The 25,406-nt window shown below is 66.5% G+C and carries 26 protein-coding genes; 6 read left to right on the plus strand and 20 right to left on the minus strand.

All coding sequences use genetic code 11. The features are described 5' to 3' along the window. Window positions 1–8: 8 nt before the first annotated feature. From ACZY08_RS17800 to ACZY08_RS17845, 10 genes are all read right to left on the minus strand, one after another. Complete coding sequence (locus ACZY08_RS17800; RefSeq protein WP_463745358.1) at window positions 9–818, minus strand: acyl-CoA thioesterase; 810 nt, start codon at window positions 816–818, stop codon at window positions 9–11. Further along, a complete protein-coding gene (locus ACZY08_RS17805; RefSeq protein ID WP_463745357.1) occupies window positions 815–2,044 on the minus strand; it encodes a CoA transferase in 1,230 nt (409 codons plus the stop codon). Before ACZY08_RS17805 ends, ACZY08_RS17800 begins: the two co-directional genes overlap by 4 nt. A gap of 12 nt (window positions 2,045–2,056) precedes the next feature. Further along, the gene (locus ACZY08_RS17810) at window positions 2,057–4,201 is read right to left on the minus strand and encodes a thiamine pyrophosphate-dependent enzyme (protein ID WP_463745356.1); all 2,145 of its coding nucleotides are present in this window, start codon (window positions 4,199–4,201) and stop codon (window positions 2,057–2,059) included. A 36-nt stretch (window positions 4,202–4,237) separates the two neighbouring features. After that, a complete protein-coding gene (locus ACZY08_RS17815) occupies window positions 4,238–5,143 on the minus strand; it encodes an arginase family protein (RefSeq protein WP_463745355.1) in 906 nt (301 codons plus the stop codon). Next, the gene (locus tag ACZY08_RS17820) at window positions 5,143–5,883 is read right to left on the minus strand and encodes an HAD-IIA family hydrolase (protein ID WP_463745959.1); all 741 of its coding nucleotides are present in this window, start codon (window positions 5,881–5,883) and stop codon (window positions 5,143–5,145) included. Before ACZY08_RS17820 ends, ACZY08_RS17815 begins: the two co-directional genes overlap by 1 nt. Window positions 5,884–6,044: 161 nt before the next feature. Further along, window positions 6,045–7,094 (minus strand): NAD(P)H-dependent amine dehydrogenase family protein, encoded by a 1,050-nt coding sequence (locus ACZY08_RS17825; RefSeq protein WP_463745354.1) that lies wholly within the window; start codon window positions 7,092–7,094, stop codon window positions 6,045–6,047. Between the two features lie 29 nt (window positions 7,095–7,123). After that, window positions 7,124–8,056, minus strand: a complete 933-nt coding sequence (locus ACZY08_RS17830) for a TIGR03564 family F420-dependent LLM class oxidoreductase (RefSeq protein ID WP_463745353.1) — start codon at window positions 8,054–8,056, stop codon at window positions 7,124–7,126. 14 nt (window positions 8,057–8,070) lie between these two features. Continuing rightward, the gene (locus tag ACZY08_RS17835) at window positions 8,071–8,622 is read right to left on the minus strand and encodes a carboxymuconolactone decarboxylase family protein (protein ID WP_463745958.1); all 552 of its coding nucleotides are present in this window, start codon (window positions 8,620–8,622) and stop codon (window positions 8,071–8,073) included. Window positions 8,623–8,681: 59 nt separating this feature from the next. Continuing rightward, window positions 8,682–9,512 (minus strand): TauD/TfdA dioxygenase family protein, encoded by an 831-nt coding sequence (locus ACZY08_RS17840; protein ID WP_463745352.1) that lies wholly within the window; start codon window positions 9,510–9,512, stop codon window positions 8,682–8,684. A gap of 2 nt (window positions 9,513–9,514) precedes the next feature. Continuing rightward, window positions 9,515–10,801: a cytochrome P450 gene (locus tag ACZY08_RS17845; protein ID WP_463745351.1), complete on the minus strand. Its 1,287-nt coding sequence runs from the start codon at window positions 10,799–10,801 to the stop codon at window positions 9,515–9,517. Window positions 10,802–10,964: 163 nt separating this feature from the next. Between ACZY08_RS17845 and ACZY08_RS17850 the strand changes: the two genes are divergently transcribed. Beyond that, a complete protein-coding gene (locus ACZY08_RS17850; RefSeq protein WP_463745350.1) occupies window positions 10,965–11,576 on the plus strand; it encodes a TetR/AcrR family transcriptional regulator in 612 nt (203 codons plus the stop codon). Between the two features lie 151 nt (window positions 11,577–11,727). Here the strand turns inward: ACZY08_RS17850 and ACZY08_RS17855 are convergent, their stop codons facing one another. Next, window positions 11,728–13,113: an aminotransferase class III-fold pyridoxal phosphate-dependent enzyme gene (locus tag ACZY08_RS17855; protein WP_463745349.1), complete on the minus strand. Its 1,386-nt coding sequence runs from the start codon at window positions 13,111–13,113 to the stop codon at window positions 11,728–11,730. A 13-nt stretch (window positions 13,114–13,126) separates the two neighbouring features. After that, a complete protein-coding gene (locus ACZY08_RS17860; protein WP_463745348.1) occupies window positions 13,127–14,629 on the minus strand; it encodes a CoA-acylating methylmalonate-semialdehyde dehydrogenase in 1,503 nt (500 codons plus the stop codon). 113 nt (window positions 14,630–14,742) lie between these two features. On the opposite strand from ACZY08_RS17860, the gene ACZY08_RS17865 reads away from it, so the two are divergent. Genes ACZY08_RS17865 through ACZY08_RS17880 form a run of 4 tightly spaced genes read left to right on the plus strand, consistent with a single transcriptional unit; the run spans window position 14,743 to window position 18,962 of the window. Beyond that, window positions 14,743–16,347: a PucR family transcriptional regulator gene (locus tag ACZY08_RS17865; protein ID WP_463745347.1), complete on the plus strand. Its 1,605-nt coding sequence runs from the start codon at window positions 14,743–14,745 to the stop codon at window positions 16,345–16,347. Window positions 16,348–16,372: 25 nt separating this feature from the next. After that, the gene (locus ACZY08_RS17870; RefSeq protein WP_463745346.1) at window positions 16,373–16,759 is read left to right on the plus strand and encodes a DUF2237 family protein; all 387 of its coding nucleotides are present in this window, start codon (window positions 16,373–16,375) and stop codon (window positions 16,757–16,759) included. Window positions 16,760–16,778: 19 nt separating this feature from the next. Beyond that, on the plus strand, window positions 16,779–18,233 hold the full coding sequence (locus ACZY08_RS17875; RefSeq protein WP_463745345.1) for a protein adenylyltransferase SelO: 1,455 nt from the start codon (window positions 16,779–16,781) through the stop codon (window positions 18,231–18,233). Between the two features lie 24 nt (window positions 18,234–18,257). Continuing rightward, window positions 18,258–18,962: a dienelactone hydrolase family protein gene (locus ACZY08_RS17880; RefSeq protein ID WP_463745344.1), complete on the plus strand. Its 705-nt coding sequence runs from the start codon at window positions 18,258–18,260 to the stop codon at window positions 18,960–18,962. Here the strand turns inward: ACZY08_RS17880 and ACZY08_RS17885 are convergent. The 5 genes from ACZY08_RS17885 to rplS form a co-directional block, all read right to left on the minus strand. Next, the gene (locus ACZY08_RS17885; RefSeq protein WP_463745957.1) at window positions 18,949–20,151 is read right to left on the minus strand and encodes an amidohydrolase; all 1,203 of its coding nucleotides are present in this window, start codon (window positions 20,149–20,151) and stop codon (window positions 18,949–18,951) included. The two genes, ACZY08_RS17880 and ACZY08_RS17885, sit on opposite strands and share 14 nt — an antisense overlap. A gap of 69 nt (window positions 20,152–20,220) precedes the next feature. Then, window positions 20,221–20,526, minus strand: a complete 306-nt coding sequence (locus tag ACZY08_RS17890) for a DUF2469 domain-containing protein (RefSeq protein ID WP_003881082.1) — start codon at window positions 20,524–20,526, stop codon at window positions 20,221–20,223. Then, on the minus strand, window positions 20,523–21,365 hold the full coding sequence (locus ACZY08_RS17895) for a ribonuclease HII (RefSeq protein WP_463745956.1): 843 nt from the start codon (window positions 21,363–21,365) through the stop codon (window positions 20,523–20,525). Before ACZY08_RS17895 ends, ACZY08_RS17890 begins: the two co-directional genes overlap by 4 nt. 19 nt (window positions 21,366–21,384) lie before the next feature. Then, window positions 21,385–22,236 (minus strand): signal peptidase I, encoded by an 852-nt coding sequence (gene lepB, locus ACZY08_RS17900; protein ID WP_463745343.1) that lies wholly within the window; start codon window positions 22,234–22,236, stop codon window positions 21,385–21,387. A 67-nt stretch (window positions 22,237–22,303) separates the two neighbouring features. Next, window positions 22,304–22,645 carry a 50S ribosomal protein L19 gene (gene rplS, locus ACZY08_RS17905; protein ID WP_029111328.1) on the minus strand — a complete coding sequence of 114 codons (342 nt, stop codon included), beginning with the start codon at window positions 22,643–22,645 and terminating at the stop codon, window positions 22,304–22,306. Window positions 22,646–22,969: 324 nt separating this feature from the next. Here rplS and ACZY08_RS17910 point away from each other — a divergent pair, with 324 nt between their 5' ends. Then, window positions 22,970–23,926: a serine hydrolase gene (locus ACZY08_RS17910; protein WP_463745342.1), complete on the plus strand. Its 957-nt coding sequence runs from the start codon at window positions 22,970–22,972 to the stop codon at window positions 23,924–23,926. Here the strand turns inward: ACZY08_RS17910 and trmD are convergent. The 3 genes from trmD to ACZY08_RS17925 are packed head-to-tail and all read right to left on the minus strand — an operon-like array spanning window position 23,923 to window position 25,398. Next, window positions 23,923–24,606, minus strand: a complete 684-nt coding sequence (trmD, locus tag ACZY08_RS17915) for a tRNA (guanosine(37)-N1)-methyltransferase TrmD (protein WP_463745341.1) — start codon at window positions 24,604–24,606, stop codon at window positions 23,923–23,925. The genes ACZY08_RS17910 and trmD overlap by 4 nt on opposite strands. 11 nt (window positions 24,607–24,617) lie before the next feature. Next, on the minus strand, window positions 24,618–25,145 hold the full coding sequence (gene rimM, locus ACZY08_RS17920; RefSeq protein ID WP_463745340.1) for a ribosome maturation factor RimM: 528 nt from the start codon (window positions 25,143–25,145) through the stop codon (window positions 24,618–24,620). Window positions 25,146–25,155: 10 nt separating this feature from the next. Next, window positions 25,156–25,398, minus strand: a complete 243-nt coding sequence (locus tag ACZY08_RS17925; protein ID WP_003881089.1) for an RNA-binding protein — start codon at window positions 25,396–25,398, stop codon at window positions 25,156–25,158. Window positions 25,399–25,406: the final 8 nt, after the last annotated feature.

Consider the following 25,406-nt stretch of genomic DNA (forward strand, 5'->3'; position numbering starts at 1 on the left):
GGTAGCGATCAGTCCGCCGGGCGGTCGGCGACCAGCCCTTCCTGCACCAGGGTGGCGGCGACAGCACCGTCCGCGCGCAGCAGGCTTGACGTGATCAGCCCGCGGCCCCGCGCGGCGGCCGGTGAGCGCGACTCCAGCAGATTCCAGTCCGCAGCCTGAACCGGGCGGTGAAACCAGATCGACGAATCGGTGGTGCCACTGCGGTGACTGCGCGACCGCATGCTGTGCCCGTGTACGGCCAACGCCGGATCGATTCCGTACAGATCGGTGATGTACACCGCGATCAGCGTGTGCACCAACGGATCGTCCGGCAGCTCGGTGGTGACCCGCCACCACATCCGGCGCACGAGCTGCTCCCCCGAGCCGTCATCGGAGATGCGAATATCGAACTCGTCGAGCGGCAGGGATGGCGCCGGGCCGGGCGGACCCGTGCGCGGAAGCACTTCGGGATCGTGCGGCATCGCACCCAACCCGTGTTCGGGCCCGGCGAGTGCCGTCGCGAACGACACCGTGGCCGTCGTCAGCATCCGGCCGTGCTCGTAAGTTTCGACACGCCGGGCAGAGGCCGTGCGCCCGTCGTATACGCGCTGCACGCGGTGCTCGGCGGCTTCTCCGGCGTCCCCGCCGCGCAGGAACTGCAGGTGCATGTTGGTCGGTGACCGGTCATCTCCCACTGTGCGGCAGGCCGCCGCCAGGCTCTGCGCAGCCAGCAGACCGCCGTAGGCCCGCTTGCCGGCCGGGCCACTGGCCCGCCCGGTGAACACTTCACCGTCGGTAGACGTGTCCCGCACGTCCAAGAGCGCGAGCAGGGTGCTCACTGAGCGCCGGTACCTGTTGCAACAGTGCCTGATTCGGTCAGGGCCGCGATCTCGTCGGCACCGAGCCCGAGGTGCTCGGCCAGCACCGCGGTGGTGTCGTCGCCAAGGGCAGGCGCGGGCACCGCGGGCGGATACACCCCGCCGATCGACACCGGCAGGCCCGGCGCCAGGTACGTGCCGATTCGGGGTTGCTCCAGCGGACTGAACAGCGGGTTGGCCACCACCCGGTCGTTGACGGCGACTTCTGCGAAACTGCGGTACTGCTCCCACAGCACCGAGGTACCTGAGAGTGACGCGCTGATCTCGTCGGCGGTGTGCTCGCTGAACCACAAGGTGAACAAGCCGGTCAGGGCGTCGCGGTGGGTGTAGCGCTGACCCTCGTCGGTGAAGTCGGCACCGAATGCCTCGGCAAGGGCGGCAACGGCTTTGGTGGTCCCGGTGACCTCCGTGAGGTCACGGAAATGCCGACCGGTGAGAGCGACGAGCATGAACCCGACGCCGTCGCTGCTGGTGAAGTTCTGCCCGTAGGTGCCGTACAGCGTGTTACCGAGACGTTCACGGCCCGTGCCGTTGATCATGACCTCGGTCAGGAATCCGAGATTACCCGCCGTGGCGAGTGCGACGTTCTCCAAGGGAATGCTGATCCGTGCGCCTTCGCCGGTGGAATCGCGGTGGCGCAGTGCGGCACTGACTGCCAGCGCCACATACAGCCCGCAGCTCACATCCCAGGCCGGAAGCACATGGTTGACCGGGGTGGCCAACTGGGCGGGCCCCGTGACCATCGGGAAGCCCAGCCCCGCGTTGACCGTGTAATCCACCCCGGTGCCACCGTCGGCGCGCCCCGACACCTCGACGTGGATCAGGTCGGGACGCAGCGCAGACAGCACATCGTACGAATGCCATTGCCGCCCCGCCACATTCGTGATGAGAACACCGGCTTCGGCGATCAGACGTTGCACCAGTTGCTGCCCCTCAGGCGACCGCAGGTCGGCGGCCACCGAGCGCTTGCCCTTGTTCAGCCCGGCCCAGTAGATGCTGTCGCCACCGTCGGTCAGCGGCCAGCGGTGGTAGTCGGCGGCACCCCCGAGAGGGTCGACGCGCACCACCTCGGCGCCCAACTGTGACAGGGTCATGCCGGCCAAGGGCACGGCGACGAAGCTGGAGATCTCGATGATCCGCACCCCGGCCAGCGGGCGGGTCGGATCCGGCGCCACAGGTTCTGCCATCAGGTCAAGCTATCAAGGCCGGTGTCCGGCCAGTTTCACCGCGGCAGCCTCGACGGTGTCCTCGGACAACAGCACCTGTAGCGCGGCGTCGCCGAGCGGGATGAAGCTGTCGGCACTGGCCACCCGCTGCACCCGGCCGGTGTAGCCGTGGTCCAGGAGTTCAGCCAGGACGCCTTCGCCCACTCCCCCGGTTCGACGGGTCTCGTCGACGATGAGCACCCGCCCGGTCGCATCCGCCTCGCGCAGCATGTCCTCGACCGGCAGCGGCGACAGCCAGCGCAGGTCGACCACCCGGGTGGCGATCCCGGCCCGCCCCAAGCGGCGAGCCACCCGAAGGCTCAGCCACAGACCGTTGCCGAACGTCAGAATCGTCAGGTCGGCGCCGTCGCCGTAGGTGCGGGCCCGCCCGATCTGTACCGGCTTGTCCGGGTAGGCCGCCAGCCACTGCTGATCGCCGTCATCGTGCAGATCCCTGGTGTGGTACAACGCGATCGGTTCGAGGTAAATACACACGGCACCGGTGGTTTTCGCGGCGGCGACGCAGGTGTGCAGCATGGCCGCGGCGTCGTCGGGCCGTGCCGGTGAGGCGATCACCACCCCGGGGATGTCGCGGATCGCCGCGATCGAGTTGTCGTTGTGGAAATGGCCACCGAACCCCTTCTGGTACCCGTAGCCGGCGATCCGCACCACCATCGGGTTGCGGTACTGGCGGTTGGAAAAGAACTGCAGGGTGGCTCCCTCACCACGGACCTGGTCGGCCGCGTTGTGGAGATAGGCCAGGTACTGGATCTCCGGGATCGGCACCAGTCCCGACACCCCCGCTCCGAGCGCCAGTCCCAGGATCGTCTGTTCGTCGAGCAGGGTGTCGAACACCCGCGCCCGCCCGGCGGCCGCCTCCAGACCACGGGTCACCCCGTAGACCCCACCCTTTCGGGCGATGTCCTCACCGAACACGATCGTCTCGGGGTGGGCCTGCAGGATGTCCTGCAGGGCCGTGTTGATGGCCAGCGCCAGAGTCAACGGTTCGCTGCCCGGCTCGCCCGACGCGTCGACGCAGACTGCCCTGGCCTCGTCGAGTGTGTCGCACAGTGGCCGCATGACAGCTGCGGCACTGTCCAACTGCGGATAGTCACCGACCTCGCGGGCCAGCTCCATCACCTCGGCACGTTTGGCCTCATAGCGTTGCACAACCTCATCTGGCGTCAGGATGCCATGGGCCACAAGTGTTCTTGCGGTGTTCAGCACCGGATCTCGCTCGTAGTCGGCGAGGATGTCGGCGGGACGCCGGTAGGCCGGCTCGTAGTCGCTGCCGGCATGACCCATGAGCCGCACCGTCCGCAGATGCAGGAAGGCCGGCCTGCGTTCGCGACGAACCCAATCGGCCGCGGTCCGTGCGGTATCGAACGCGTCGACGACGTCGCAGCCGTCGGCGGAGAAGTACCGCAGCCCCTCGCGATCGCCGTAGGCCCGGGCGATCCAACCGCGCGGTGTCGGCGTGCTGATCCCGATGCCGTTGTCCTCGCAGACGAACAGCAGCGACATCGGCAGGCCCTGGTAGGCGGCGTGCAGGGCGGCGTTGACGGCACCGACGGTCGTCGAGTGATTCGCCGAGGCGTCGCCGAAGCTGCACACCGTGACCGCATCCTCCGGCCACGGGCAAGCCACTCCGAGCTTGCGGGTGCGGGCGATCGAGAAGGCCACCCCGACCGACCGCGGCAGATGTGACGCGATGGTCGAGGTCTGCGGAATGATGTTCAGGTCATGACGGCCGAACACCTTGTGCCGCCCGCCGGAGATCGGTTCAGAGGTGGCCGCCACCAGCCCCAGCAGCACGTCACGCACCGGATCGGAGCCGTCGACCTGCGCGGCGCGGGCCAGGTAGAAGCCGCCCGACCGGTAGTGCAGTAGCGCCGGATCGCTCGGGCGCAACGCCGCGGCGACGGCGGCATTGCCCTCGTGCCCTGACGAACCGATGGTGTAGTAGCCCTTGCCCTGTGAGCGCAGCCAGCGCGCGGCCAGGTCCAGATGCCTGCTGCCCAGCTGAGCATCGAAGAGAGCCAAGGGATTCGGTACGTTCAGCGTGAGCGGTTCGGCCGGTCCGGGGCCGGTCAACACGGATACCGTCGCGGTGAAGTGTTCATCGATGGATTCGGTCACCGGACCTCCTGAATTTGCGGCTGGTTGATACCTCACCTAGTGCGCCAGTGCAGCCCTGGCAAATTCGACGACCCGACCGGCGCCCGCCAGTGACGGATCCTGGTCGGGGTCGTAGATCGCCATGCTGCACCCGATGCACTGCATTTCGGTGTCGCGCAGGCTCAGGACGAGTTCGGTGAGCTGGCTCCAGGTCAGGCCCCCCGGCTCGTCGGGTACGCCGGGCAGTCCCTGGGCCGCAAACTCGGCCGGGTCCAGCACGTCGAGGTCGATGTGCAGCCACCAACGCTCCGCATTGCGCGTCAGGTGCCCCATAGCCCGACGACCGACGGCGGCCGGATTGCGCGCCACCTCGGCCAGCGGCGCCAGCCACACGCCGCAGTCGGCGAGGGTGCCGACGTTGAATTGCTGCCGCCAGCTGTCGTCGCGGGGGCCCAGCACCACCAACAGCTCGCGCCGCAGCGCAGGCAGCTGTCGGGCCAGCGGCCCGGTGAGCGTCCGTCCCGTCAGTCCGAGGAGCAACCCGATCTCGGTGTTCGCCGCCTCCCCGTCCTCGGATACGTCCAGCGGCATGGTGTCCTCGTGGCCGTCGATGAAGACCAAACCGATGTCCTCGGCGTGGTCACGCATCCCGGTGGCGATGCCCAGCAGAACCGAACAGTCACCTCCGTACACGACCGGGAACCGTTCGGCCACCAATGCATTGCGAACTCTGTCGTGGAGTGACGACGTCATCGCGAGGAGTGCGGGCTCGTTGATCAAGCCGGTCGACGGTCCACGTCGGGGATCGGGGGTAGGCAGGTCAAGATCGCCAGCCCGGACTACGCGTTCGGCACCAAAAGCGTTGAGCAGTCCGGCATCCCGCAGCACCTGCGCGGCCCGCGCCTGGTTGCCGCGGCGGCCATAACCGTCGAACGGCACCCCGATCAGCTCGACGGACGTCATCAGATCAGTTCGATCGCCTCGGCGATCGAGGGCAGCACCCGACTCGGCCGGAACGGATATCGCTCGATGTCGTCGACCGACGTCGATCCGGTGAGTACCAGGATGGTGTCCAGCCCCGCCTCGATCCCGGCCACGACATCGGTGTCCATCCGGTCCCCGACCATCACGGTGTTCTCCGAGTGCGCCTCGATCCGGTTGAGCGCGCTGCGGAACATCATCGGATTGGGCTTGCCGACGAAGTACGGGTCGCGTCCGGTGGCCTTGGTGATCATGGCGGCCACCGACCCGGTCGCGGGCAACGGGCCCTCGGCCGACGGGCCGCTGACGTCGGGGTTGGTGGCGATGAAGCGGGCACCGCCGAGGATCAGCCGGACGGCCTTGGTGATCGCCTCGAACGAATAGGTGCGGGTCTCTCCCAGCACCACGTAGTCCGGATCGATGTCGGTCAGGGTGTAGCCGACCTCGTGCAGCGCGGTCGTCAGCCCGGCCTCACCGATCACGTAGGCCGAGCCGCCCGGCAGTTGATCGTTCAGAAAAGCCGCCGTCGCCAGGGCCGACGTCCAGATCGACGCTTCTGGCACGATCAGCCCCGAACGCGCCAGGCGGGCGGCCAGGTCGCGCGGCGTGAAGATCGAGTTGTTGGTCAGCACCAGGAATGGCCGTTCCTTGTCGGCCAGGGTCTGCAGGAATTCGGCGGCACCCGGCAGCGCATGTTCCTCGCGCACCAGGACGCCGTCCATGTCGGTAAGCCAGCACTGGGCAGGTGCACGCACTCGTCCAGTGTCTCAAGTCGCGGCGCCGATCAGGGGCCAACGGCGTTATCCACAGGGTGTCGTGATGGCGTGGCACGCGCCGCGATGAGTCAACCGCTGAGCCTCAGCTTGCCCGTCACCTGAGGCGCTCAGCTGTCACCGGCGGCCAACCAGGCGCCTGCCGGCGCACAGGGCAAACCCACGTCACTGAGAGTCAGAATGCCGGCCGGTGCCGCCGCGACGTTGAACGCGGCATTCACCGCCGGCATGGCCGTCATGGTGTCCCATTCGTGGTTTCCCCAATGCTCTGCGGGGACGAAGCGGATGCGGGTCCGCACCTCGGGCTCGCCGTCGATTACGACCTGGTAGTGATCATCGTCGAATTCCCAGTCCCCGTTGAGATTCTTGGTGAGATACCAGGCGACGCGTGACTCGATGACCGTCTTGCCCTTCACCTTGGCGTTCCAGCCACCCCGGATTGCGGCGATGGTGTCCTTCTCCATACAGAACCACCCGAGATCGGTCTTTTCCGAGGCAGTCTGGTACTCGACGACGAACTCCAGGTCATCGATGTCGAATCCGAGTTCCACCGCCATCCGTTGAACTGAGTCGGCGAAAGTGCCGAACCCGAACTTCGCCATACCGATGACTTCCGGAGTCGCCTCGGGGAGGCCGAAGCCCAGCGCCTGCCACGTTTCAGCCGACTCGTAGACCGAGACGTCTGCAGATTCGATGATCGAAATCTTTTGGACGTCACGGCATACGGCGGTCATCGCCGTCACCATCGTGTTGATCCAGCCTGGATTGACGCCGGTGATGTACAGCGAACTGTTACCGCGTTCGCATGCCGCCGCCAGCTTCTCCTTGGTTTCCCCCTGGATTCCGCCCACGTTGAGGAACAGGTTGGTGCTGATCACGTCGAGACCGCTTTCGAGCAGGCGGACGGCGTGGTCGAGATCGGCCATGAACGGCGTGTACAGAACGGTGTCGGCGCCCAAGGCGATGAGGGCATCGATGTCGGTCGTGGCGAGCACTCCGGTGTCGGGGCGGCCGCACAGCGGTCCGGCGTCGGTGCCCGCCTTCTGGGCGGAATACGCGTAGACCCCGACCAGTTCGAGGCGAGGATCGTCGATGATCCCCCGCATGCTGAGCTTGCCCACTTTGCCGGTGGTCCATTGGATTACCCGTAGCTTGTTCATTGGTTCCTTTCGGGTTCGACGACGCTCGATCACGCGGCACGCCGTGCGGTGGTGAGGTGGCTGAGCAGGTTCAGGGTGCGCTCACGCGATGCGGCCCGCCCGGCGCGGTCCTCGCCGACGGCGACCGGTTGGGCCCAGATGTCAGTGGCGCCGGCCTCGACGAGTTGCTCCAGTTGCCGCTGGATTGACCGTTCATCGCCGACTACGGCGACATCGGCCGGGCTCGATCCGCCACCGATTTCGATGATCCGGCGGTAGTTGGGCATCGCCGCGTAGATTCCGGCCGTCGCCGCGACTGCGGAGCGGGCCTGATCCTCGTCGTCGTGCACGGCCACCGGAAGTCCGGCGATGATGCGGGGCGCGGGGCGACCGGCTGCCGCTGCGGCAGCCGAAATACGTGGCGCAATGAGTTTTTCGATCGCCGCCGCTGAGGCCATCCACAGTATGGTCCCGTCGGCGTACTCCCCCGCGATACGCAACATCCGGGGCGACAGCGCCGACAGGAGTACCGGCACGGACACGGGCGACGGCCCGGCCGAGACGTGGGCGCTCCAGTCACGTCCCGTGAAGTCGACGGCATTGCCGCGTAGGAGTTCGGTGACGATACGCAGATACTCCTCGGTGTTCAGGCCGGGCCGGTCGTAGGAAATACCGAAGACGTCGCGGATGAGCGGCGCGTGCGACGGACCGAGACCGAGCGTGAATCCTGGTCGTCCCATTGCTTCGGCCGCGGCTGCGGCACGATTGGCCTGCAGGATGGGATGGCACGGATAGGTCTGCAGTACCGCGGTCCCCAGTTCGATACGAGTGGTTTCCCTACCTGCGATGGCCATGGCGGTGAGCGGGTCGCGCAAGACGCTGCTGGCGTACCACAGCGCCGTGAAGCCGCGTTCCTCCGCGTCGCGGGCCTGCTGGACGACCTTCTCGGTGGTGGAGCCGCCGCCCGTGAGTCCGATGCGCATCGTGTGTCGCCGCCTTAGAAGAGTTGGTCATACTTCTGCATCAGCTCGTAGATGTCATCGTCGATACCGAGATCGAGAGCGCTGAACATCCTTGCGAGCGTGTCGTATCCGCCGACGGTGAAGATCAGGTCGAGTAGCTGTTGCTTGTCGAGTTCGGCCGCCAGCACACCCCAGGTGGCTTCGCTGATAGTGCCGTCGATGATGAGTTCGTCGACGGCACGCAGCATCGCCGATTCCACAGCGCTCCAGAACGGTGCGTCCGGCCCGTACGCGATGCGGCCGATCTCCTCGTCGCTCAAACCCGCGTCCCGCGCGACGAACAGGTGCTGCGCCCATTCGTAGCCGCATTTGCGGACCACGGCGATGCGCATGATGAGCAGTTCACGATGGCGCTCGCTCAGTGTTGTCGCCAGCAGCAGATGGCCGTTGAAGGTGAAGTACGCCTGTGCCAGCGCGGGGTGGTGAGCCAGGGTTCCGAGCACCTTGAGCGCCTTGGGCCGGTCGGTGGTCGGAAGTGGTTCGTGCCGCGGGTTGGGTGGCCGCAATGCCGCCAGCGCGGCGCGCATCTCGGGCGGAAAGTCTCGTGGCCGGAGAGGTTCGATTCGTGGTGGCTTATCCGCTGACCTCACGCGATCTCCTCCTCACCGACGAGCGTGGTGCGGTGCATCAAACGCGGCGAGGCCGGCTCGTAAGGGATTGCGCGGTGCAGCATTCCGGTGTTGTCCCACACGACCAGATCACCCACGGTCCATCGGTGTCGCAGCACGAATAGCGGTTGAGTCGTCCAGTCCAGCAACTCGTCGAGGAGCGCGCGGCCGTCTTCGGGTGTCATGCCGACGATCTCGCCGGCCGTCGCACCGATCAGCAGCGAGTGGCGTCCGTCGCGGTGGCGCCACACCAGGGGATGCTCGCGGGACGGCGCGCGGTTCCACGCCGCCCGCTGCTCGGGTGTGGGTTCGGGATTGAGCAGCAGTTGTGAGGCGGCCACGCTGTGGACCACCCGGAAGGCGGCCAGGTCCGCTTTCCTCGTCTCTGTCAGTGCGTCGTAGGCGGCATAGGTGTTGGCGAACTCGGTGTCGCCGCCGTCGTCGGCGACATCACGTGCGGTGAGCAACGTGGCCTTCTGGGGAACGTCGTCCATCAAACCGTCGGCGTGCCAGAAGATGGTGCTGCGCCGTAGGCCGGCCAAGTGGCTTTTGGCCGGATCCAGGCTCACCGGCGAGATCTCCGGATAGTCCGGGTGCGCACCGGCTTTGGCGATCACCACCTCGCCGAGCGCCCGGCTGAACGTCACCAGATCGGAGTCGGATATGTGCGCTTCGCGATAGACGACGACACCGTGGCGTTTCAGGAGTTCTCGGCACTGTTCGGTGATCTGTGGAGTGCGGAAGTCCTCGGTGGAGAGTCCGGATACCGCGACACCGATGGCGTCGGAGATCGGAGTGAAGCTGGTCATTGTCAGTCCTTGGTCGTGCCGGTGGCTGGGGTGAACTCGAGGTGGAGGTCGGTCAGGCCGCGGATGATGTAGGTCGGGTCGTAGTTGTAGCGGCGTTGCCCGGCGGCCCCGTGATGCTCCTCGGAAATCGTCAGGGTCGACGTGCGGTCCAGGAAGCGCTCCAGCGTCACTCGCCCTTCGGCTCGGGCCAGCGGACCACCGGGGCAGGAATGCGCGCCGCGCCCGAATGCGATGTGTTCGCGCACATTTGACCGATGGAGCTGGAGTTCGTCCGGTCGGGGAAACTTCCGCGGATCCCGGTTGGATGCCCCAGGGTGCAGCATGATCGTCGTGCCGGCGGGAACGGTGACGTCACCGAGTCGGGTGGTCTTCTGCGTCATGCGGAAGTCGCTCATCGTCGGACTCTCCAAACGAAGCACTTCCTCGATGAAGTCGCCGATTCTGCCGCGATCTGCGCGCAGTTCGGCTTGCAGATCCTGATCTTCGGCCAGGAATCGCAGAGCGGATGCCAGCAGTCGCGAGGAGGTGTCCTGGCCCGCGCCGAACAGGAACGTCGCCAAGCGGACGAGTGCCTGCACCTCGGGTAACGATCCGTCGGGATAGGTCGAGGTGGCAAGCGCGGTGAGCACGTCGTCGCGGGGCTGTTCGCGACGCTCCTCGATGTATCCACTGAAGGTGTCGTACATGTACTCCAACGGATTCTCGGGTAGCGGTGAATCACCGCCCACGGCGGCGACGTGTTGCCCCGTGAAGATCTTGCGGAAGTGGTCGCGGTCCTGCTGCGGGACTCCGAGCAGGTCGGCGATCACCATGGTGGTGAACGGCTTCCCGTATTCCGCAACGAGCTCGAAGCGTCCGTTGCCGATGAACGTATCAATGCACCGGTCTGCCATGCCAGCCATCTGGGACTCGTTGTCCTTCAATCGCTTCGGCGTCATCAACCTCCGCAGCAGACTGCGCTCGTCGTCGTGGGCCGCGCCGTCCTTCGTGACCATGAACTCGTTGAACACCCAGTGTTCACGGTTGTTCTGTACTGCGTCGGTGATGTCGTCGACACCCGGCTCGACAGGAAATGGCGGAAACGGGCCACCCATCGCGTTGCACGACGAGAAGGTTGCATCATCCCGATAGACCGTGACCGCTTCGTCGTAGCCGGTGACAGCCAGCACCCCGGGTTGTGCGATCAGGTGCACCGGGCACCGCTGCCTGAGGTCATCGAAGTACGCATAAGGATCGGTGATCACTTCCTGGTCGGTGAAGATATCCACCCCGGTGACGTGGTCGGTCATGGCAAATGCCCTCTCCTGGGTTGCGTCCCCGCCGGACTGACATGTTTTATTAGGCGATCGCCTAGTAAACTATTCAGGCATATGCCTAACACCTGGGCACGGCATGGGTCAAGGGATCATGGGAGATCGCCGCCATCTGGGCGGCGGGAACAGGACGACTGCGATGGCCGCATCACGCGGAACCGGCAAACGGGACACCGGCACCAGGGACAAGCTGGTTGATGCGACAGCCGAGATCATGCTCGAGGAGGGCTACGCTGCGGCGACATCGCGCCGCGTGGCCGAGAAAGTCGGCGTGCAACGGGCGGTGGTCTACTACTACTTCCCCACCATGGACGACCTGTACTTGGCTGTTCTGCACAGAGGCGCCCAGCGCAGTCTGGAGGCGCAGCGGGAAGCGCTGAACTCGGGCACACCGCTACATGCCTTGTGGGACATGACAATCGATCCGAGAGGGTCGCGCCTGACCATGGAATTCATGGCCTTGGGAAATCACCGCAAAGAGATTCGCGCGGAATTGGCCGCGGGAGCCGAGCGCTTCCGGGAGGCACAGGTCGCGGCTTTGACGGTCATCCTTCGCGATCACGCGTCGGCGGCACTGGACCCCGAGGTGGTGTCGGTTCTCCTCGCCAGCATCGGAAGCCTCATCACCATCGAGGCCAGACTGGGGATCACCACCGGGCATGAGCGGACCCTGCAACTCGTCAGCGACTACCTCGCCCGCGTCGAGGTTCCGGCTTCGGGGGCGACCGACTCGGTCGCGGAAAACCTATAGCGCCAATTTGACTAGGCGGTCGCCTAGTAAAATGGGGACCGGAATGCAGATCTAAAGCCGGTCGAGGTGATCGAGCCGCCGCCGAAATCGCACTCAGGGACAAGAATCGCGAGAAACTTGTCCCTGAGCGCAATTTCGACGAAAAGGAACGCTAAACCGCGTGCTGATCGGCGACCTCGAACGCCTTGTCGAGGATCGCCAGACCCTCGCGCACCTCTTCCGCCGTCACGTTGCACGGCGGCACGACGTGGATGCGGTTGTAGTTGGCGAACGGCAGCAGGCCGTTAGCCTTGCACGCGCCGACGACGGCGTTCATCGCCGGGCTGGAGCCGCCGTAGGGTGCCAACGGTTCCCGGGTCTGCTGGTCGGCGACGAGTTCGACGGCCCAGAACACACCGGCACCGCGAACCTCACCGATGCTGCGGTGCTTGGCGGCCAGCTCGGCCAGGCCGGGCCCGATGACCTCGGCGCCGATCTTGGCCGCGTTCTCGACCATGCCCTCGTCGGCCATCGCATTGATGGTCGCCACGGCGGCCGCGGTGGCCAGCGGGTGCCCGGAGTAGGTCAGCCCACCCGGGTAGGCGCGATGCGCGAACGTCTCGTAGATGGCCGGGCTGATGGCGACACCGCCGAGCGGCACGTATCCGGAGTTCACGCCCTTGGCGAAGGTGAGCAGATCGGGTACCACATCGAAATGCTCGATGGAGAACCACTTTCCGCTGCGCCCGAATCCCGCCATCACCTCGTCGGCGATGAACACGATGCCGTAGCGGTCGCAGATCTCCCGCACCCCGGCCATGTATCCGGGCGGGGGCACCATGATGCCCGCGGTGCCCGGGATGGACTCCAGGATGATCGCGGCGATGGTGGCCGGGCCCTCCATCTGGATCAGCTTGTCGAGGTACTCCAGCGCGCGCTGGGATTCCTGTTCCTCGGTCTCGGCGTAGAACGACGAGCGATAGAGAAACGGTCCATTGAAGTGCACGGTGCCGGCGTTGCCGTGGTCGTTGGACCAGCGGCGCGGGTCACCGGTGAGGTTGATCGCAGTGTCGGTGCCACCGTGATAGGAGCGGTAGCGCGAGAGCACCTTGTAGCGGCCGGTGTGCAGGCGGGCCATCCGGACCGCATGCTCGACCGCGTCGGCACCGCCGTTGGTGAAGAACACCTTGTTCAGCTCACCGGGGGTACGCTCGGCAACCAGCCGGGCCGCCTCCGAGCGTGCCGAGTTGGCGTACTGCGGGGCCACCGTGCACAGCTTGGCAGCCTGCTCGGCAATGGCGGCAACAACTTTCGGGTGCTGGTGACCGATATTGGTGTTGACCAACTGGCACGAGAAGTCCAGTAGGCGGTTGCCGTCGCCGTCCCACACATACGAGCCCTGGGCGGCGGTGATCGTCATCGGCGAGATCTCCTCCTGCGCCGACCAGGAATGGAACACGTGTGCGCGGTCGAGTTCATAGGCCCGCGCGGCCTCGGCCTTCGCCGCGTCGACGGTCAACCCGTTGGGCAGCGCGACGGAGGATTGAATCGCAGTCATGGGTGAAATTCTCTCACTTGTTCTCGGGGAACCCGAGGTTGATACCCCCGTGGCTGGGGTCCAGCCAGCGGGTGGTGATGGCCTTGGTACGGGTGAAGAAGTGCACGCCTTCTGCACCGTGCGCGTGGCTGTCACCGAACAGCGAAGCCTTCCAGCCGCCAAAGCTGAAGTAGGCCATCGGAACCGGGATCGGCACGTTGATGCCGACCATGCCGACCTCGACCTCGTTCTGGAAACGCCGAGCGGCACCACCGTCGTTGGTGAAGATCGCCGTCCCGTTGCCGTAGGGGTTGTTATTGATCAACGCAAGAGCCTCGTCGTAGGTCTCGACCCGCAACACCGACAGCACCGGGCCGAAGATCTCGTCGGTGTAGACGCTCATCTCGGGGGTGACGTTGTCGAGCAGGGTCGGGCCCAGCCAGAAGCCGCCCGAATCCCGTTGACCCGCCCCGTCCAGGACGGTACGACCGTCGACCACGACCTTTGCACCGTCGGCCTCGCCGGCATCGATGTAAGAGGCCACCTTGTCGCGGTGGACCTTGGTAACGAGCGGACCCATGTCCGAATCCTGGGTTCCGTCACCCGTCTTGATCGTGGCGGCGCGCTCGGCGATCTTGGCCACCAGATCGTCGGCGATCGGGCCGACGGCCACCGCGGCCGAGATTGCCATGCAGCGTTCACCAGCCGAACCGAAACCAGCGTTGACCATGGCGTCAGCGGCCAGATCCAGGTCAGCGTCGGGCAGGATCACGGCGTGGTTCTTGGCCCCGCCGAGAGCCTGCACGCGCTTGCCGGCCGCGGTGGCGGTGGCGTAGACGTACTGGGCGATCGGGGTGGAGCCGACGAAGGAGATCGCCTTGATCTTGGGGTTGGTCAGCAGCTCGTCGACCGCGGTCTTGTCACCCTGCAGCACGTTGAACACGCCTTCGGGCAGGCCGGCCTCGGCCCACAGGCGAGCCATCCACAGCGACGACGACGGATCCTTCTCCGACGGCTTGAGCACCACGGTGTTGCCCGCGGCGATGGCGATCGGGAAGAACCACATGGGCACCATGGCCGGGAAGTTGAACGGCGAGATGACGCCGACCGGCCCCAGCGGCTGCAGGACGGAGTGCACGTCCACGTTGGTCGAGGCGTTTTCGGTGAAACCGCCTTTGAGCAGGCTCGGGATGCCGCAGGCGAACTCGACGACCTCGAGCCCCCGGCTCACCTCACCGAGCGCATCGGAGAGCACCTTGCCGTGCTCGGCGGTGATGAGCGCGGCCAACTCCTCCTTGCGGGCGTTGAGCAGTTCCCGGAAGGCGAACAGGACCGAGGTGCGCTTGGCCAGCGACGTGTCACGCCAGGCCGGGAACGCCGCCGCCGCGGCCTCGATCACCGCACGCGCGTCATCCACACTGGCCAGCGCGACCTCACCGGTCACCGCGCCCGTCGCCGGATTGGTCACCGGGGCGGTGGCCGTCGACGTCCCGGCAAAGACCTTGCCGTCGCGCCAGTGCTGGATGACATTGCTCATGGGTCCGAACCTTCCTGTGGCATTAGGAGTACGGCTATAACTCTGAGCCAACAGCAGCAATCCGGGCGCTGTCATCTTGTAAGCTTGGTTGCCTAGTTCATTACACTTTGTAAATGATCCCGACCGTGCGTGACGTCGTCGAGCTCCCCGTGGTGCAGGCCGGTCAACCTGAGGTACTGAGCGCGCAACAACTGGACCGGGCGGTGCGCTGGGTCCACGTCAGCGACATGCCCGACCTCGCCGGACTGCTGCAGGGCGGCGAGCTGGTGCTCACCACCGGTTCTGCCCTGCGCGATGAACCGCGTGACTACTTGGACCGGATGCGGCGAGCCGGCGTCGTCGGCGTGGTGGTGGAACTGGGCACCCGCATCGAAACCCTTCCCGCCGGCGTCGGCGAGATCGCCCAAGCCCTCGGTCTGGCGCTCGTGGTGCTGCATCGGGAGACCAAGTTCGTCGAGGTCACCGAGGCGGTGCACCGGCTCATCGTGGCCGATCAGTACGAGGAACTCGAGTTCGCCCACCGCACCCACAAGACCTTCACCGAGTTGAGTATGAAGCGCCCGTCGATGGCGGACATCGTGCGCGCAGCGGCCGAGATGATCAACGAATCGGTGGTTCTCGAGGATCTGTCCCGCCAGGTGCTGGCGATCTCACCCCGCAACGAGCCGGCCACCGCGGTACTGGCCGACTGGCAACGCCGGTCCAGGGCGATGACCGAGGGGTGGGCCACCACCGCCGTCGGCCCGCGGGCCGAGGAATGGGGCCGGCTGATCGTCCCGCACGCCCCGGCTGCCCCGGCCAAAGCCAAGATGGTCCTGGAACGGGCGTCGCAAGCGCTAGCGCTGCACCGCATGGCCGAGCGCGGCCGGTCCGGCCTCGAACATCAGGCCCAGAGCGGGCTGATCGACGACGTCCTCGCCGAGCGGATCGCCGACGACCGCGACGCCGACGCCCGTGCCCTCGCCCTCGGCCTGCGGGCCACCGGGCCGTACCTGCCGGCTACGGTCCGCGTGGGTGCGCCACCGGACCGGCTCGACCCGGTCGGCACGCAACGCCGCAACATCCAGATCCTCGATGCGGTCGCCCACACCGTGAAAGCTCAAGGGCACAGCGCGATCTGCTCGATCAGACGCGATGGTGAGATCGGCCTGGTGCTGGCGTTGACCCCGCGGCGCGGCCTCAGCGCCGACGCCACGCTGAGCCGCCTGGCCGAAGGTTGGCGGGAGGCCATCGACCGTGGCGGCGACACGGACAAGGTCGTGGTCGCGCTCGGGGGCGACGCTGCGGCGTTCGCCGATGCCGTCCACGGGTTGAGGGAAGCGGCGCACGTGGCCGAAGTTGCCGCGTCGATGCCGGATCCGGCCCGTCCGTTCGTACGCGCCTCGGATGTCCGGCTGCGCGGATTGATCACGCTGCTGCTCGACGATCCGCGCGTCCAGACGTTCGCCGAAACCGAACTCAAGGCCGTGCTGATCCACGATGCCGCCCACGGCAGCGACGACATGGAAGTACTGCGCGGTTACCTGGAACTCGCGGGCAACAAGTCCGCACTGGCCAAACGGCTGCACATGAGCCGCCCGGCGCTCTACAGCCGGTTGGCCTCGATCGAACGACGGCTCGGCGTCAACCTCGACGACGGCGAATCGATGACCTCCTTGCACGTGGCGCTACTCGTGCTCGACGCGCAGCACACTGCGGCCCCGCTGCCACCACGCTGAGCCATCCGGGATCCATACTGAACCGATGGCTGACCGCAACGTGCTGGGCGGCGCGCTCGAAGAGTGCGGCACCGACCCGCTGACCGGCTTCTACCGCGACGGGTGCTGCTCGACCGGCGACGCCGACGAGGGCCGGCACACCATCTGCGCTGTCGTGACCACCGAATTCCTCGAACACCAGCGGTCGATCGGCAACGACCTCTCGACACCGGCACCTCAGTACCGGTTTCCGGGTCTGATGCCCGGGGACCGCTGGTGTGTCACCGCGCTCAACTGGCTGCGCGCTCATGATGACGGCAAGGCGGCCCCGGTGGTGCTGGCCGCTACCCACGAACGCACCCTGGACGTGGTGCCCCTCGACGTCCTTCAGCAGTACGCCGTCGACGTGCCCGACGACCTGGGCAGTCTGTGACGCTCCGTAGGCTCGAGATGTGAGCGTCGCATCCGACCCGACCGTCATCCTGGACAACCGCTTCGCCCGCGCGCTGCCCGAGATGGCCGTGGCCTGGCAGGCCGAACCCGCACCGGCACTGCGGTTGCTGGTGCTCAACGCGACGTTGGCGGCCGACCTCGGCCTCGACGCGTCCTGGCTGCGCAGCCCCGACGGCCTCGGCCTGTTGTCGGGCACCGTCGTTCCCGACGGCGCCACCCCGGTTGCGCAGGCCTATGCCGGGCATCAGTTCGGCGGGTACGTCCCGCGACTGGGCGATGGCCGCGCCCTGCTTCTGGGAGAGTTCGTCGACGCCGACGGCGTTCCCCGCGACCTGCATCTCAAAGGGTCGGGACGCACTCCGTTCGCCCGCGGGGGCGACGGACTGGCCGTCGTCGGACCCATGTTGCGGGAGTACATCGTGAGCGAGGCGATGCACGCCATGGGCATCCCCACGACCCGCGCCCTGGCCGTGGTGGCCACCGGACGGGACGTCCGGCGCGAAACCCTGCTGCCCGGGGCGGTGCTGGCCAGGATCGCCGGCAGCCACCTACGGGTCGGAAGCTTCCAGTACGCGAGCGCGCACGCGCAGGCCGTCGGCGACATCGCGTTGCTGCGCCGTCTGGCCGACCACGCCATCGCGCGGCACTATCCCGACGCGGCCGACGCCGAGAACCCCTACCTGGCGCTGTACGAGGCGGTCGTCTCGGCACAGGCCGCGCTGCTGGCCCAATGGATGCTCGTCGGCTTCGTCCACGGCGTCATGAACACCGACAACATGACCATCTCCGGCGAGACCATCGACTACGGTCCGTGCGCCTTCATGGAAACCTTCGATCCCGCAACGGTATTCAGCTCGATCGACCATGGCGGTCGGTACGCCTACGGCAATCAGCCGAACGCGGCCGCGTGGAACCTGGCCCGCTTCGCCGAGACCCTGCTGCCCCTGCTCGCCGACGAGGGCGACCAGGCCGTCGAGCTGGCCACCCGAGCACTGCACGAGTTCGGGCAGAAGTTCGACGCGGCATGGTCGGCCGGAATGCGCGCCAAGCTCGGACTGCCCGGCGATGTCTCCGACGAGGCGGCCCGCGCGCTGATCGATGACCTGCTTGTTCTGTTGCAGCAGAACCGAACTGACTACACGTCGTTCTTTCGCGATCTCAGCCGTGCTGCGCGCGCAGAGGCCCCCATCGACGGCGGATTCGACGAGTGGCTGGCACGGTGGACCGCCGTTCGCCCTGACACCGCCGCGATGGACCGCGTCAACCCCGTCTACATTCCCCGCAATCACCTGGTCGAGGAGGCGTTGACCGCGGCGACCGCCGATGATCTGCAACCCCTCCAGGACCTCATGGGTGCCCTCTCGGCGCCCTGCGATGAGCGCCCCGGGCTCGAGCGATATGCCGCACCAGCACCCGACGACTTCGGCGCCTACCGCACGTTCTGCGGAACTTGAGGATCAGCCGCTACCGTGGGTCGGGTGACGACGATCACCATGGACACCCCGGCCGGTCCGATCGACGCTCTGCTGAGTGTCCCCGGTGACGCAGGGCCGTGGCCCGGGGTGGTGATCATCCATGACGCGATCGGCTACGCCCCCGACAACGAGGCGATCTCCGAACGCATCGCCGCCGCCGGCTATCTTGCGCTCACACCGAATCTCTACGCACGCGGCGGTCGGGGCCGGTGCATCACCCGGGTGATGCGGGAACTGATGACCCAGCGCGGCCGGGCACTCGACGACATCCTGGCCGCCCGCGATCACCTGCGTGCGCAACCGGAGTGCACCGGAACTGTCGGTATCGCCGGCTTCTGCATGGGCGGGCAGTTCGCACTGATCCTGGGCCCCAAAGGATTTGGTGCCTCAGCACCGTTCTACGGCACCCCGCTGCCCCGGCGACTGGACCAGACGTTGGACGCCTCGTGCCCGGTGGTGGCCAGCTTCGGTCGCCGCGACCCCATGGGGATCGGCGCGCCCGCCCGTCTCCAGCGCATCGTCGACGACAAGAACATCCCGTCCGATATCAAGGTCTACCCCGATGCGGGTCACAGCTTCGCCAATCAGCTGCCCGGGCAGGCGATCCTGCGGATCACCGGCTTCGGCTACAACGAGGCCGCCACCGCCGACGCATGGTCGCGCGTGTTCGCGTTCTTCGGTGAGCACCTGAGCGCTAAAGCCAACTGAGCCCGGCCACCACCAGAGCCTGGGTCCCGGTGTCCAGGGTCGGCTGGAGTACCGGGGCAAACCGCGGCGAATGGTTCACCGGAATGTCCGCACTCACGCGATCGGCGGCTGCCGCCGTGCGGTAGGTCTGCGCGTCGATGCCGCCGACCGCCCAGTACGTGTACGGAGCACCCAACGCGGTGGGGATATCGCTGAAATCCTCACTGGCAGCCTGCGCACCCATCGTGGCGGCCCGGGAACCGAAGAACTCGGCGAACCCTGCATGCACCCGGTCGGTGACAGCGTCATCGTTGACCGTCAGCGGAAAGCTGGCGTACAGCTCGAATTCGGGTTCGCGCGGCGAGTCGGATGCCTGACATTCGGCAACGACGATGCGGCGGATCGCAGCGAGCACTGCAGCGCGCACCGACACGTCGTAGGTCCGCAGGTTGAGTTCCAGCACCGCGTGGTCGCCGATGACATTGCTCTTGGTCCCCGAGTGAATGCTGCCAACCGTTAGCACTACCGTCTCGGTAGGTGCCACCTCGCGCGAGACGATCGTCTGCAGCCGGATGACGATCATCGCCGCCAGGACCACCGGATCCACGGTCGCCTGTGGCATCGACCCGTGGCCGCCGCGTCCGTAGACGGTGATTCGCATGCTGTCCGCCGCCGCCAGTACCGGGCCGTTGCACACCGCGACGTGTCCGGCGGGCGCGGGCATGACGTGCTGAGCCAGCGCCACATCGACCGGACCGATCAGATCGGCCAGACCATCGTCGACCATCCCCGACGCGCCATCACCGACCTCCTCGGCCGGTTGGAAGAGGGCAATCACGGTGCCCTGCCAGTGATCTGTTGCCCGGGCGAATAATTCGGCCGCTCCCAGCAGGCAGGTCACGTGGACGTCGTGCCCGCAGGCATGCATGACTCCCTCGTGAGTGCTCGCGTACGGCAGCCCCGTCGCCTCAGTCACCGGCAGCGCGTCCATATCGGCGCGCATCAGCACCCGCGGGCCGTCGCCGTTACCCAGAACACCGACCACACCCGTCCCACCGACGCCTTCGTGGACGGTCAGGCCGGAATCCCGTAGCCGCGCAGCCACCACGCCGGCGGTACGCCGTTCCTGATGGGAGAGTTCGGGATTCTGGTGCAGGTCCCGGTAAAGGGGCTCCTGCCACGTGCGAACCTCGGGCAAGCGCGTCAGCACCGCGTCGGCGCGACGGCGAACATCGTCCCGGTTACTGATCGTCGCCACCGCCTGCTCCTCCGCCCGCTGCTACTCCGGCAACCGCAATTCGGGCTTTTCGACCTCTTCGATGTTCACGTCCTTGAACGTGATGACGCGCACCTGCTTGACGAATCGGGCCGGGCGATACATGTCCCATACCCAGGCATCGGCGAGCCTCAATTCGAAATAGACCTCGCCCTCGGAGTTACGCGGAATCAGCTCCACGCTGTTGGCGAGGTAGAACCGGCGCTCAGTCTCAACGACATAGCTGAACTGCCCGACGATGTCCTTGTATTCGCGGTAAAGCGAGAGCTCCATCTCGGTTTCATACTTCTCGAGATCCTCGGCGCTCATCTGGTGTGCTGTCCTTCTCGTTGTACTGATGCCCTGTCGACCATCTTTGCGTACGTCACTTCAGCATGCCGCATTGGTGCCACATCCCGTCGCGCGTCTGTCATCTCTGCGGCCCGCCGCACATCTGCCGTCTCTGCGGCCCGCCGCACATCTGCCGTCTCTGCGGCCCGCCGCACATCTGCCGTCTCTGCGGCCCGCCGCACGTTCACATACGAGTGGCGGTGCTCCGAACACGGCCCCAACTCCGTCAACGCCGCCGAGTGCGCCGGCGTGCTGTATCCCTTGTGCTCGGCGAACCCGTAGCCGGGATGATGCTGCTCCATCTCGACCATCAACCGATCCCGGCTGACTTTGGCGAGCACGCTGGCCGCCGCGATGCAGGCCGCCGCGGCATCTCCGCCGATCACCGGCAAGGACGGCACCGCCAGGCCCGGCACCCGAAACCCGTCGGACAGCACATACCCGGGCCGCAGGGACAACCCCGCCACCGCACGTCGCATGCCCTCGATATTGGCCACGTGAACACCGAGCCGGTCTACCTCATCGGACGGGATGAACACCACGTGATATGCCAGCGCATACCGGCGAATCAGAGGAAACAGCCGCTCCCGCTCCCGCTCAACCAACTTCTTGGAATCGTCGAGAGAGGCGAGGCTGTCCATCCGATTGGGTCCGAGCACACACGCCGCCACCACCAGAGGTCCCGCGCAGGCCCCGCGGCCCACCTCGTCCACTCCGGCGACCGGGCCGAGACCGTTGCGATACAACGCGGATTCCAGGGTGCGCAGACCAGATGATCTCCGGATCACCGTTCGCGGCGGCCACGACGCCTTCGCCACTGGAGGCACAGGGCAGCTCCTAGGAGTCGGTCTGTGGGTTCACGCCGTTGATACCGCCCCATCGGGACGGTGGCCAGGCGATGAACCGCGCCTTTCCGATCACATTCTCCACCGGAACGGTGCCGGCCATCGCATCGCCGGTACACAACAGGCCCTTTTGCCCGTCGGCGGGCAGATTGCTGCAGTGGAACCGTGAATCTGCCGAATGGGTCCGGTTGTCACCCATCACCCACAGTCGGTCCGGCGGGATGGTGACCGGACCGAACTCAGGGCCGAGGCACGGATAGATTCCCGGATCGGCCATCATGGTGGCCGGGTCCAGATAAGGCTCGTTCAGCTGTTTACCGTCGACGGTCAGACCGGAATCGGCACGGCACTGCACCGTTTGGCCACCCACCGCGATGACCCGCTTGACCAAGTCGTTCTCATCGGGCGGCACGAAGCCCACGAAAGAGAGGGCATTCTGCACCCACCGGATCGCAGTGTTGTCCGAACGGATCGACTTGTAGCCGATGTTCCACGACGGCGGGCCCTTGAACACCACCACATCGCCGGGCTCCGGCTTGGAGAACCGGAAGGTGACCTTGTCGACCATGATCCGGTCACCCACGCACCCGGCGCAGCCGTGCAGCGTGGGTTCCATGGATTCCGACGGGATCAGATACGGACGCGCGATGAACGTCAGCGTCACGTAATAGAGCACCAGGGCGATAGTCGCCAAAATGGCGATTTCGCGGGCCGTGGAGTGCTTGCCCTTGGTGGACTCGTCCTGCGACGCGTCCGAAGACTCCACTGAATCAGAATCGATGTCCGAATCGGACTCGATGCTGCCCTCCGGGCGCGCGTCGGCAGAGTCGGTGGGTCCGGTCACAGGCACCACAGTAGCGAGCGTTGTGACCGGTCCCGGGACGGGAGCATCGTCAGGCGGAGCAGCGCGCTCAGCGCTTTTCCTTGATCTTCGCCTTCTTGCCGCGCAGTTCGCGCAGGTAGTAGAGCTTGGCGCGACGCACGTCACCGCGGGTCACGACATCGAGGTGGTCGATGTTGGGCGAATGCACCGGGAAGGTGCGCTCGACGCCGACGCCGTAGCTCTCCTTACGCACGGTGAAGGTCTCGCGGATGCCGCCGCCCTGGCGACGGATCACGACACCCTTGAAGACCTGGATGCGCTCCTTCGAGCCCTCGATCACCTTCACGTGAACGTTCACGGTGTCGCCGGGGCTGAAGGTCGGGATGTCGTCGCGCAGCGACGCCTGATCGACGAAGTCCAGCGTGTTCATCGGTGACACTTCCTTGTTGTTCGCGGCTCCGGACGGGCGCGCACATGGCGCGCAGCCGAAGCTATTTTCGGGTGTATCGGGTTGCATCTCGCAGCGGAACGCGGACAAGCCGGCCCAGTCCTGCGCAGACAACTGCTCAATTGTGCCAGACGGGTCCCCATACCGTGAAATCCGGCGGGTCGGTCCACCCGTTCGGCCCAACTCCTGCACCATACTGCGAGCACTACTAACCACGCGGGCCGAGGGGCGAACCGTTAGGCTTCACCCACCGATGCGCCGGTCCTGCAGAGCCCATCGGGTTTCGTTGACGGTTCAAGGAGGACCATGCGACGGCGGCCGTCGAAGCCGATGCTGGCGAGCGCAGTCAGCATGACTGCAGTGGTCGCGATGGCGGTCGTGACGGTCGGCTGCGAAGCCCGGGTCTACGGAACGCCCCCGGCGCCGGCCGGGGCGCCGCAACTGACCGTCGTCGTCCCGCAGGGCAGCCTGGCTCCGCTCCCCGAGGCGCCGCCCGGAGAACCTGCCGCCGCCTTCATGGGCATCGAGGACCGCGCGCAACAGGCCACCCAGGACGCCGCCGACGCCGGCGCCGAGATCACACTGCTGGTGCTCGACCGCAACACCGGCCAACTGGTGTCCAACGGAAACGGGACCACCATCGCCATTGCGTCGGTGGTGAAGTTGTTCATCGCCGATGACCTGCTCCTGCAGGAGGCCAAGGGCCAGACCGTCCTGAGCCCGGAGGACCGCGAAAACCTCGACGTGATGCTGCGGTCGTCCGACGACAGCGCCGCCGAGGTCTTCTGGAACCGCAGCGGCGGCAGCGCGATCGTCAACCGGGTGGCTGCCCGCTACGGCTTGGGCTCGACGCGCCCACCGAGCGACGGGCGGTGGTGGAACACCATCAGCACCGCGGCCGACCTGGTGCGCTACTACGACATGATGATGAACGGCAGCGGCGGTCTGCCCGCCGAACAGGCCAACGTCATCCTTTCCAACCTGGCCCAGTCCACCCCGAACGCCATCGACGGCACGCAACCGGGTGGCATCTACCCTCAGCGATTCGGCATCCCCGAAGGCCTCTACGCCGAACCGGTCGCGGTCAAGCAGGGCTGGATGTGCTGCATCGGTTCGGACTGGATGCACCTGTCCACCGGAGTGATCGGCGCCGACCGACGCTTCATCATGGTGATCGGCTCGCTGCAGCCCACCAACGCCGCCACCGCGCGCGACACCATCACCGACGCCGTCAAGACGATGTTCCCCGGCGGTCGGATCTAGGATTCGTCGAGCAGATCGGGCCTGCGCTCCCGCGTGCGTTGCAACGACTGCTCCTGGCGCCACGCCGCGACCTTGGCGTGATCCCCCGACAGCAGCACCTCGGGCACATCCAGCCCACGCCAGCTCTGCGGACGGGTGTAGCTGGGCCCCTCAAGCAGGCCGTCGGAATGCGAATCCTGTTGGTGCGATGCGGGGTTACCCAAAACATCGGGCATCAACCGGACCACCGCCTCGATCATGACCAGCGCCGCCGACTCGCCCCCGTTGAGGACGTAGTCACCGATGGAAATCTCTTCGACCCGCATCCGGCGGGCGGCGTCGTCGACCACCCGCTGGTCGATCCCCTCGTACCGTCCGCACGCGAACACCAGGTGCGACTCCGCACTCCAGCGCTCGGCAACGGACTGGGTGAAGGGACGGCCCGCCGGCGTCGGCACAACCAAAAGTGTTTTCTCAGAACATATTTCGTCGAGCGCCTCGCCCCATACGGGGGCTTTCATGACCATCCCCGGGCCGCCGCCGTACGGCGAGTCATCCACCGACCGGTGCACGTCCCGCGTCCAGTTCCGCAGGTCATGCACGGCAATCGAGAGTATTCCGGCGTCAATCGCCTTGCCCGGCAACGACTGCCGGATCGGATCGAGATAGGCCGGGAAGATCGTGAGGACGTCGATGTGCACAGTGCGGCCCGTCAGACCAGGTCCAGATTCAGCAGACCGTCCGGAGGTTCGATGACGACAGTTCCGGTATCCCGGGACACCGACGTGACGATGGCGCTGACGAACGGCACGAGTATTTCGCGGCCATCGGCATCTGCCTTGACCGACAACAGCTCTCCGGCCGCGGTGTGCAGTACCTCACGGACCGCCCCCACCGCGGTGCCGTCGGCCGTGACGACCCGCAGTCCTTCGAGCTCGTGGTCGTAGAACTCGTCGGGGTCATCGATCGCGGGCAGGTCGGCGGTATCGACGATGAACACCGTGCCGCGCAACGCATCGGCCGCATTGCGGTCGGCGATACCGGCCAGACGAATCAGTAGCCGACCAGCATGATCCCGCACGGAATCGACCGAGAAAGTGCGCTCGGTGCCCCCCTTGGCGCGGCCCCGAAGGACCACGCCAGGGAAGAACCGGGCGTCCGGGTCGTCGGTGCGGACCTCGACGACGAGCTCGCCGGTAATGCCGTGAGCTTTGACAACCCGCCCGACAACCAGGTCCATGAATCCGACGCTACTGGTCGGTGTCCACCACGTCGACGCGAATACCGCGCCCACCGATGCCTGCGACCAGGGTCCGCAGCGCAGTGGCCGTGCGGCCGCCGCGCCCGATGACCTTGCCCAGGTCATCGGGGTGCACGTGCACCTCGACGGTCCGCCCACGGCGGCTGGTGACCATGTCGACACGTACGTCGTCGGGATTGTCCACGATGCCGCGGACCAGGTGCTCGACGGCGTCGACCACGACAGAACTCACTGCGATGC

This window comes from Mycobacterium sp. IDUB_9 (assembly GCF_055419505.1).

What these genes read in the sequence shown, in the direction of transcription:
- ACZY08_RS17805 (WP_463745357.1), bottom strand. Translation starts at nt 2,044, where the DNA reads ATGGCAGAACCTGTGGCGCCGGATCCGACCCGCCCGCTGGCCGGGGTG.
- ACZY08_RS17815 (WP_463745355.1), bottom strand. Translation starts at nt 5,143, where the DNA reads ATGACGTCCGTCGAGCTGATCGGGGTGCCGTTCGACGGTTATGGCCGC.
- ACZY08_RS17820 (WP_463745959.1), bottom strand. Translation starts at nt 5,883, where the DNA reads ATGGACGGCGTCCTGGTGCGCGAGGAACATGCGCTGCCGGGTGCCGCC.
- ACZY08_RS17825 (WP_463745354.1), bottom strand. Translation starts at nt 7,094, where the DNA reads ATGAACAAGCTACGGGTAATCCAATGGACCACCGGCAAAGTGGGCAAG.
- ACZY08_RS17830 (WP_463745353.1), bottom strand. Translation starts at nt 8,056, where the DNA reads ATGCGCATCGGACTCACGGGCGGCGGCTCCACCACCGAGAAGGTCGTC.
- ACZY08_RS17835 (WP_463745958.1), bottom strand. Translation starts at nt 8,622, where the DNA reads ATGCGCGCCGCGCTGGCGGCATTGCGGCCACCCAACCCGCGGCACGAA.
- ACZY08_RS17840 (WP_463745352.1), bottom strand. Translation starts at nt 9,512, where the DNA reads ATGACCAGCTTCACTCCGATCTCCGACGCCATCGGTGTCGCGGTATCC.
- ACZY08_RS17845 (WP_463745351.1), bottom strand. Translation starts at nt 10,801, where the DNA reads ATGACCGACCACGTCACCGGGGTGGATATCTTCACCGACCAGGAAGTG.
- ACZY08_RS17850 (WP_463745350.1), top strand. Translation starts at nt 10,965, where the DNA reads ATGGCCGCATCACGCGGAACCGGCAAACGGGACACCGGCACCAGGGAC.
- ACZY08_RS17855 (WP_463745349.1), bottom strand. Translation starts at nt 13,113, where the DNA reads ATGACTGCGATTCAATCCTCCGTCGCGCTGCCCAACGGGTTGACCGTC.
- ACZY08_RS17860 (WP_463745348.1), bottom strand. Translation starts at nt 14,629, where the DNA reads ATGAGCAATGTCATCCAGCACTGGCGCGACGGCAAGGTCTTTGCCGGG.
- ACZY08_RS17865 (WP_463745347.1), top strand. Translation starts at nt 14,743, where the DNA reads ATGATCCCGACCGTGCGTGACGTCGTCGAGCTCCCCGTGGTGCAGGCC.
- ACZY08_RS17870 (WP_463745346.1), top strand. Translation starts at nt 16,373, where the DNA reads ATGGCTGACCGCAACGTGCTGGGCGGCGCGCTCGAAGAGTGCGGCACC.
- ACZY08_RS17890 (WP_003881082.1), bottom strand. Translation starts at nt 20,526, where the DNA reads ATGAGCGCCGAGGATCTCGAGAAGTATGAAACCGAGATGGAGCTCTCG.
- rplS (WP_029111328.1), bottom strand. Translation starts at nt 22,645, where the DNA reads ATGAACACGCTGGACTTCGTCGATCAGGCGTCGCTGCGCGACGACATC.
- ACZY08_RS17910 (WP_463745342.1), top strand. Translation starts at nt 22,970, where the DNA reads ATGCGACGGCGGCCGTCGAAGCCGATGCTGGCGAGCGCAGTCAGCATG.
- rimM (WP_463745340.1), bottom strand. Translation starts at nt 25,145, where the DNA reads ATGGACCTGGTTGTCGGGCGGGTTGTCAAAGCTCACGGCATTACCGGC.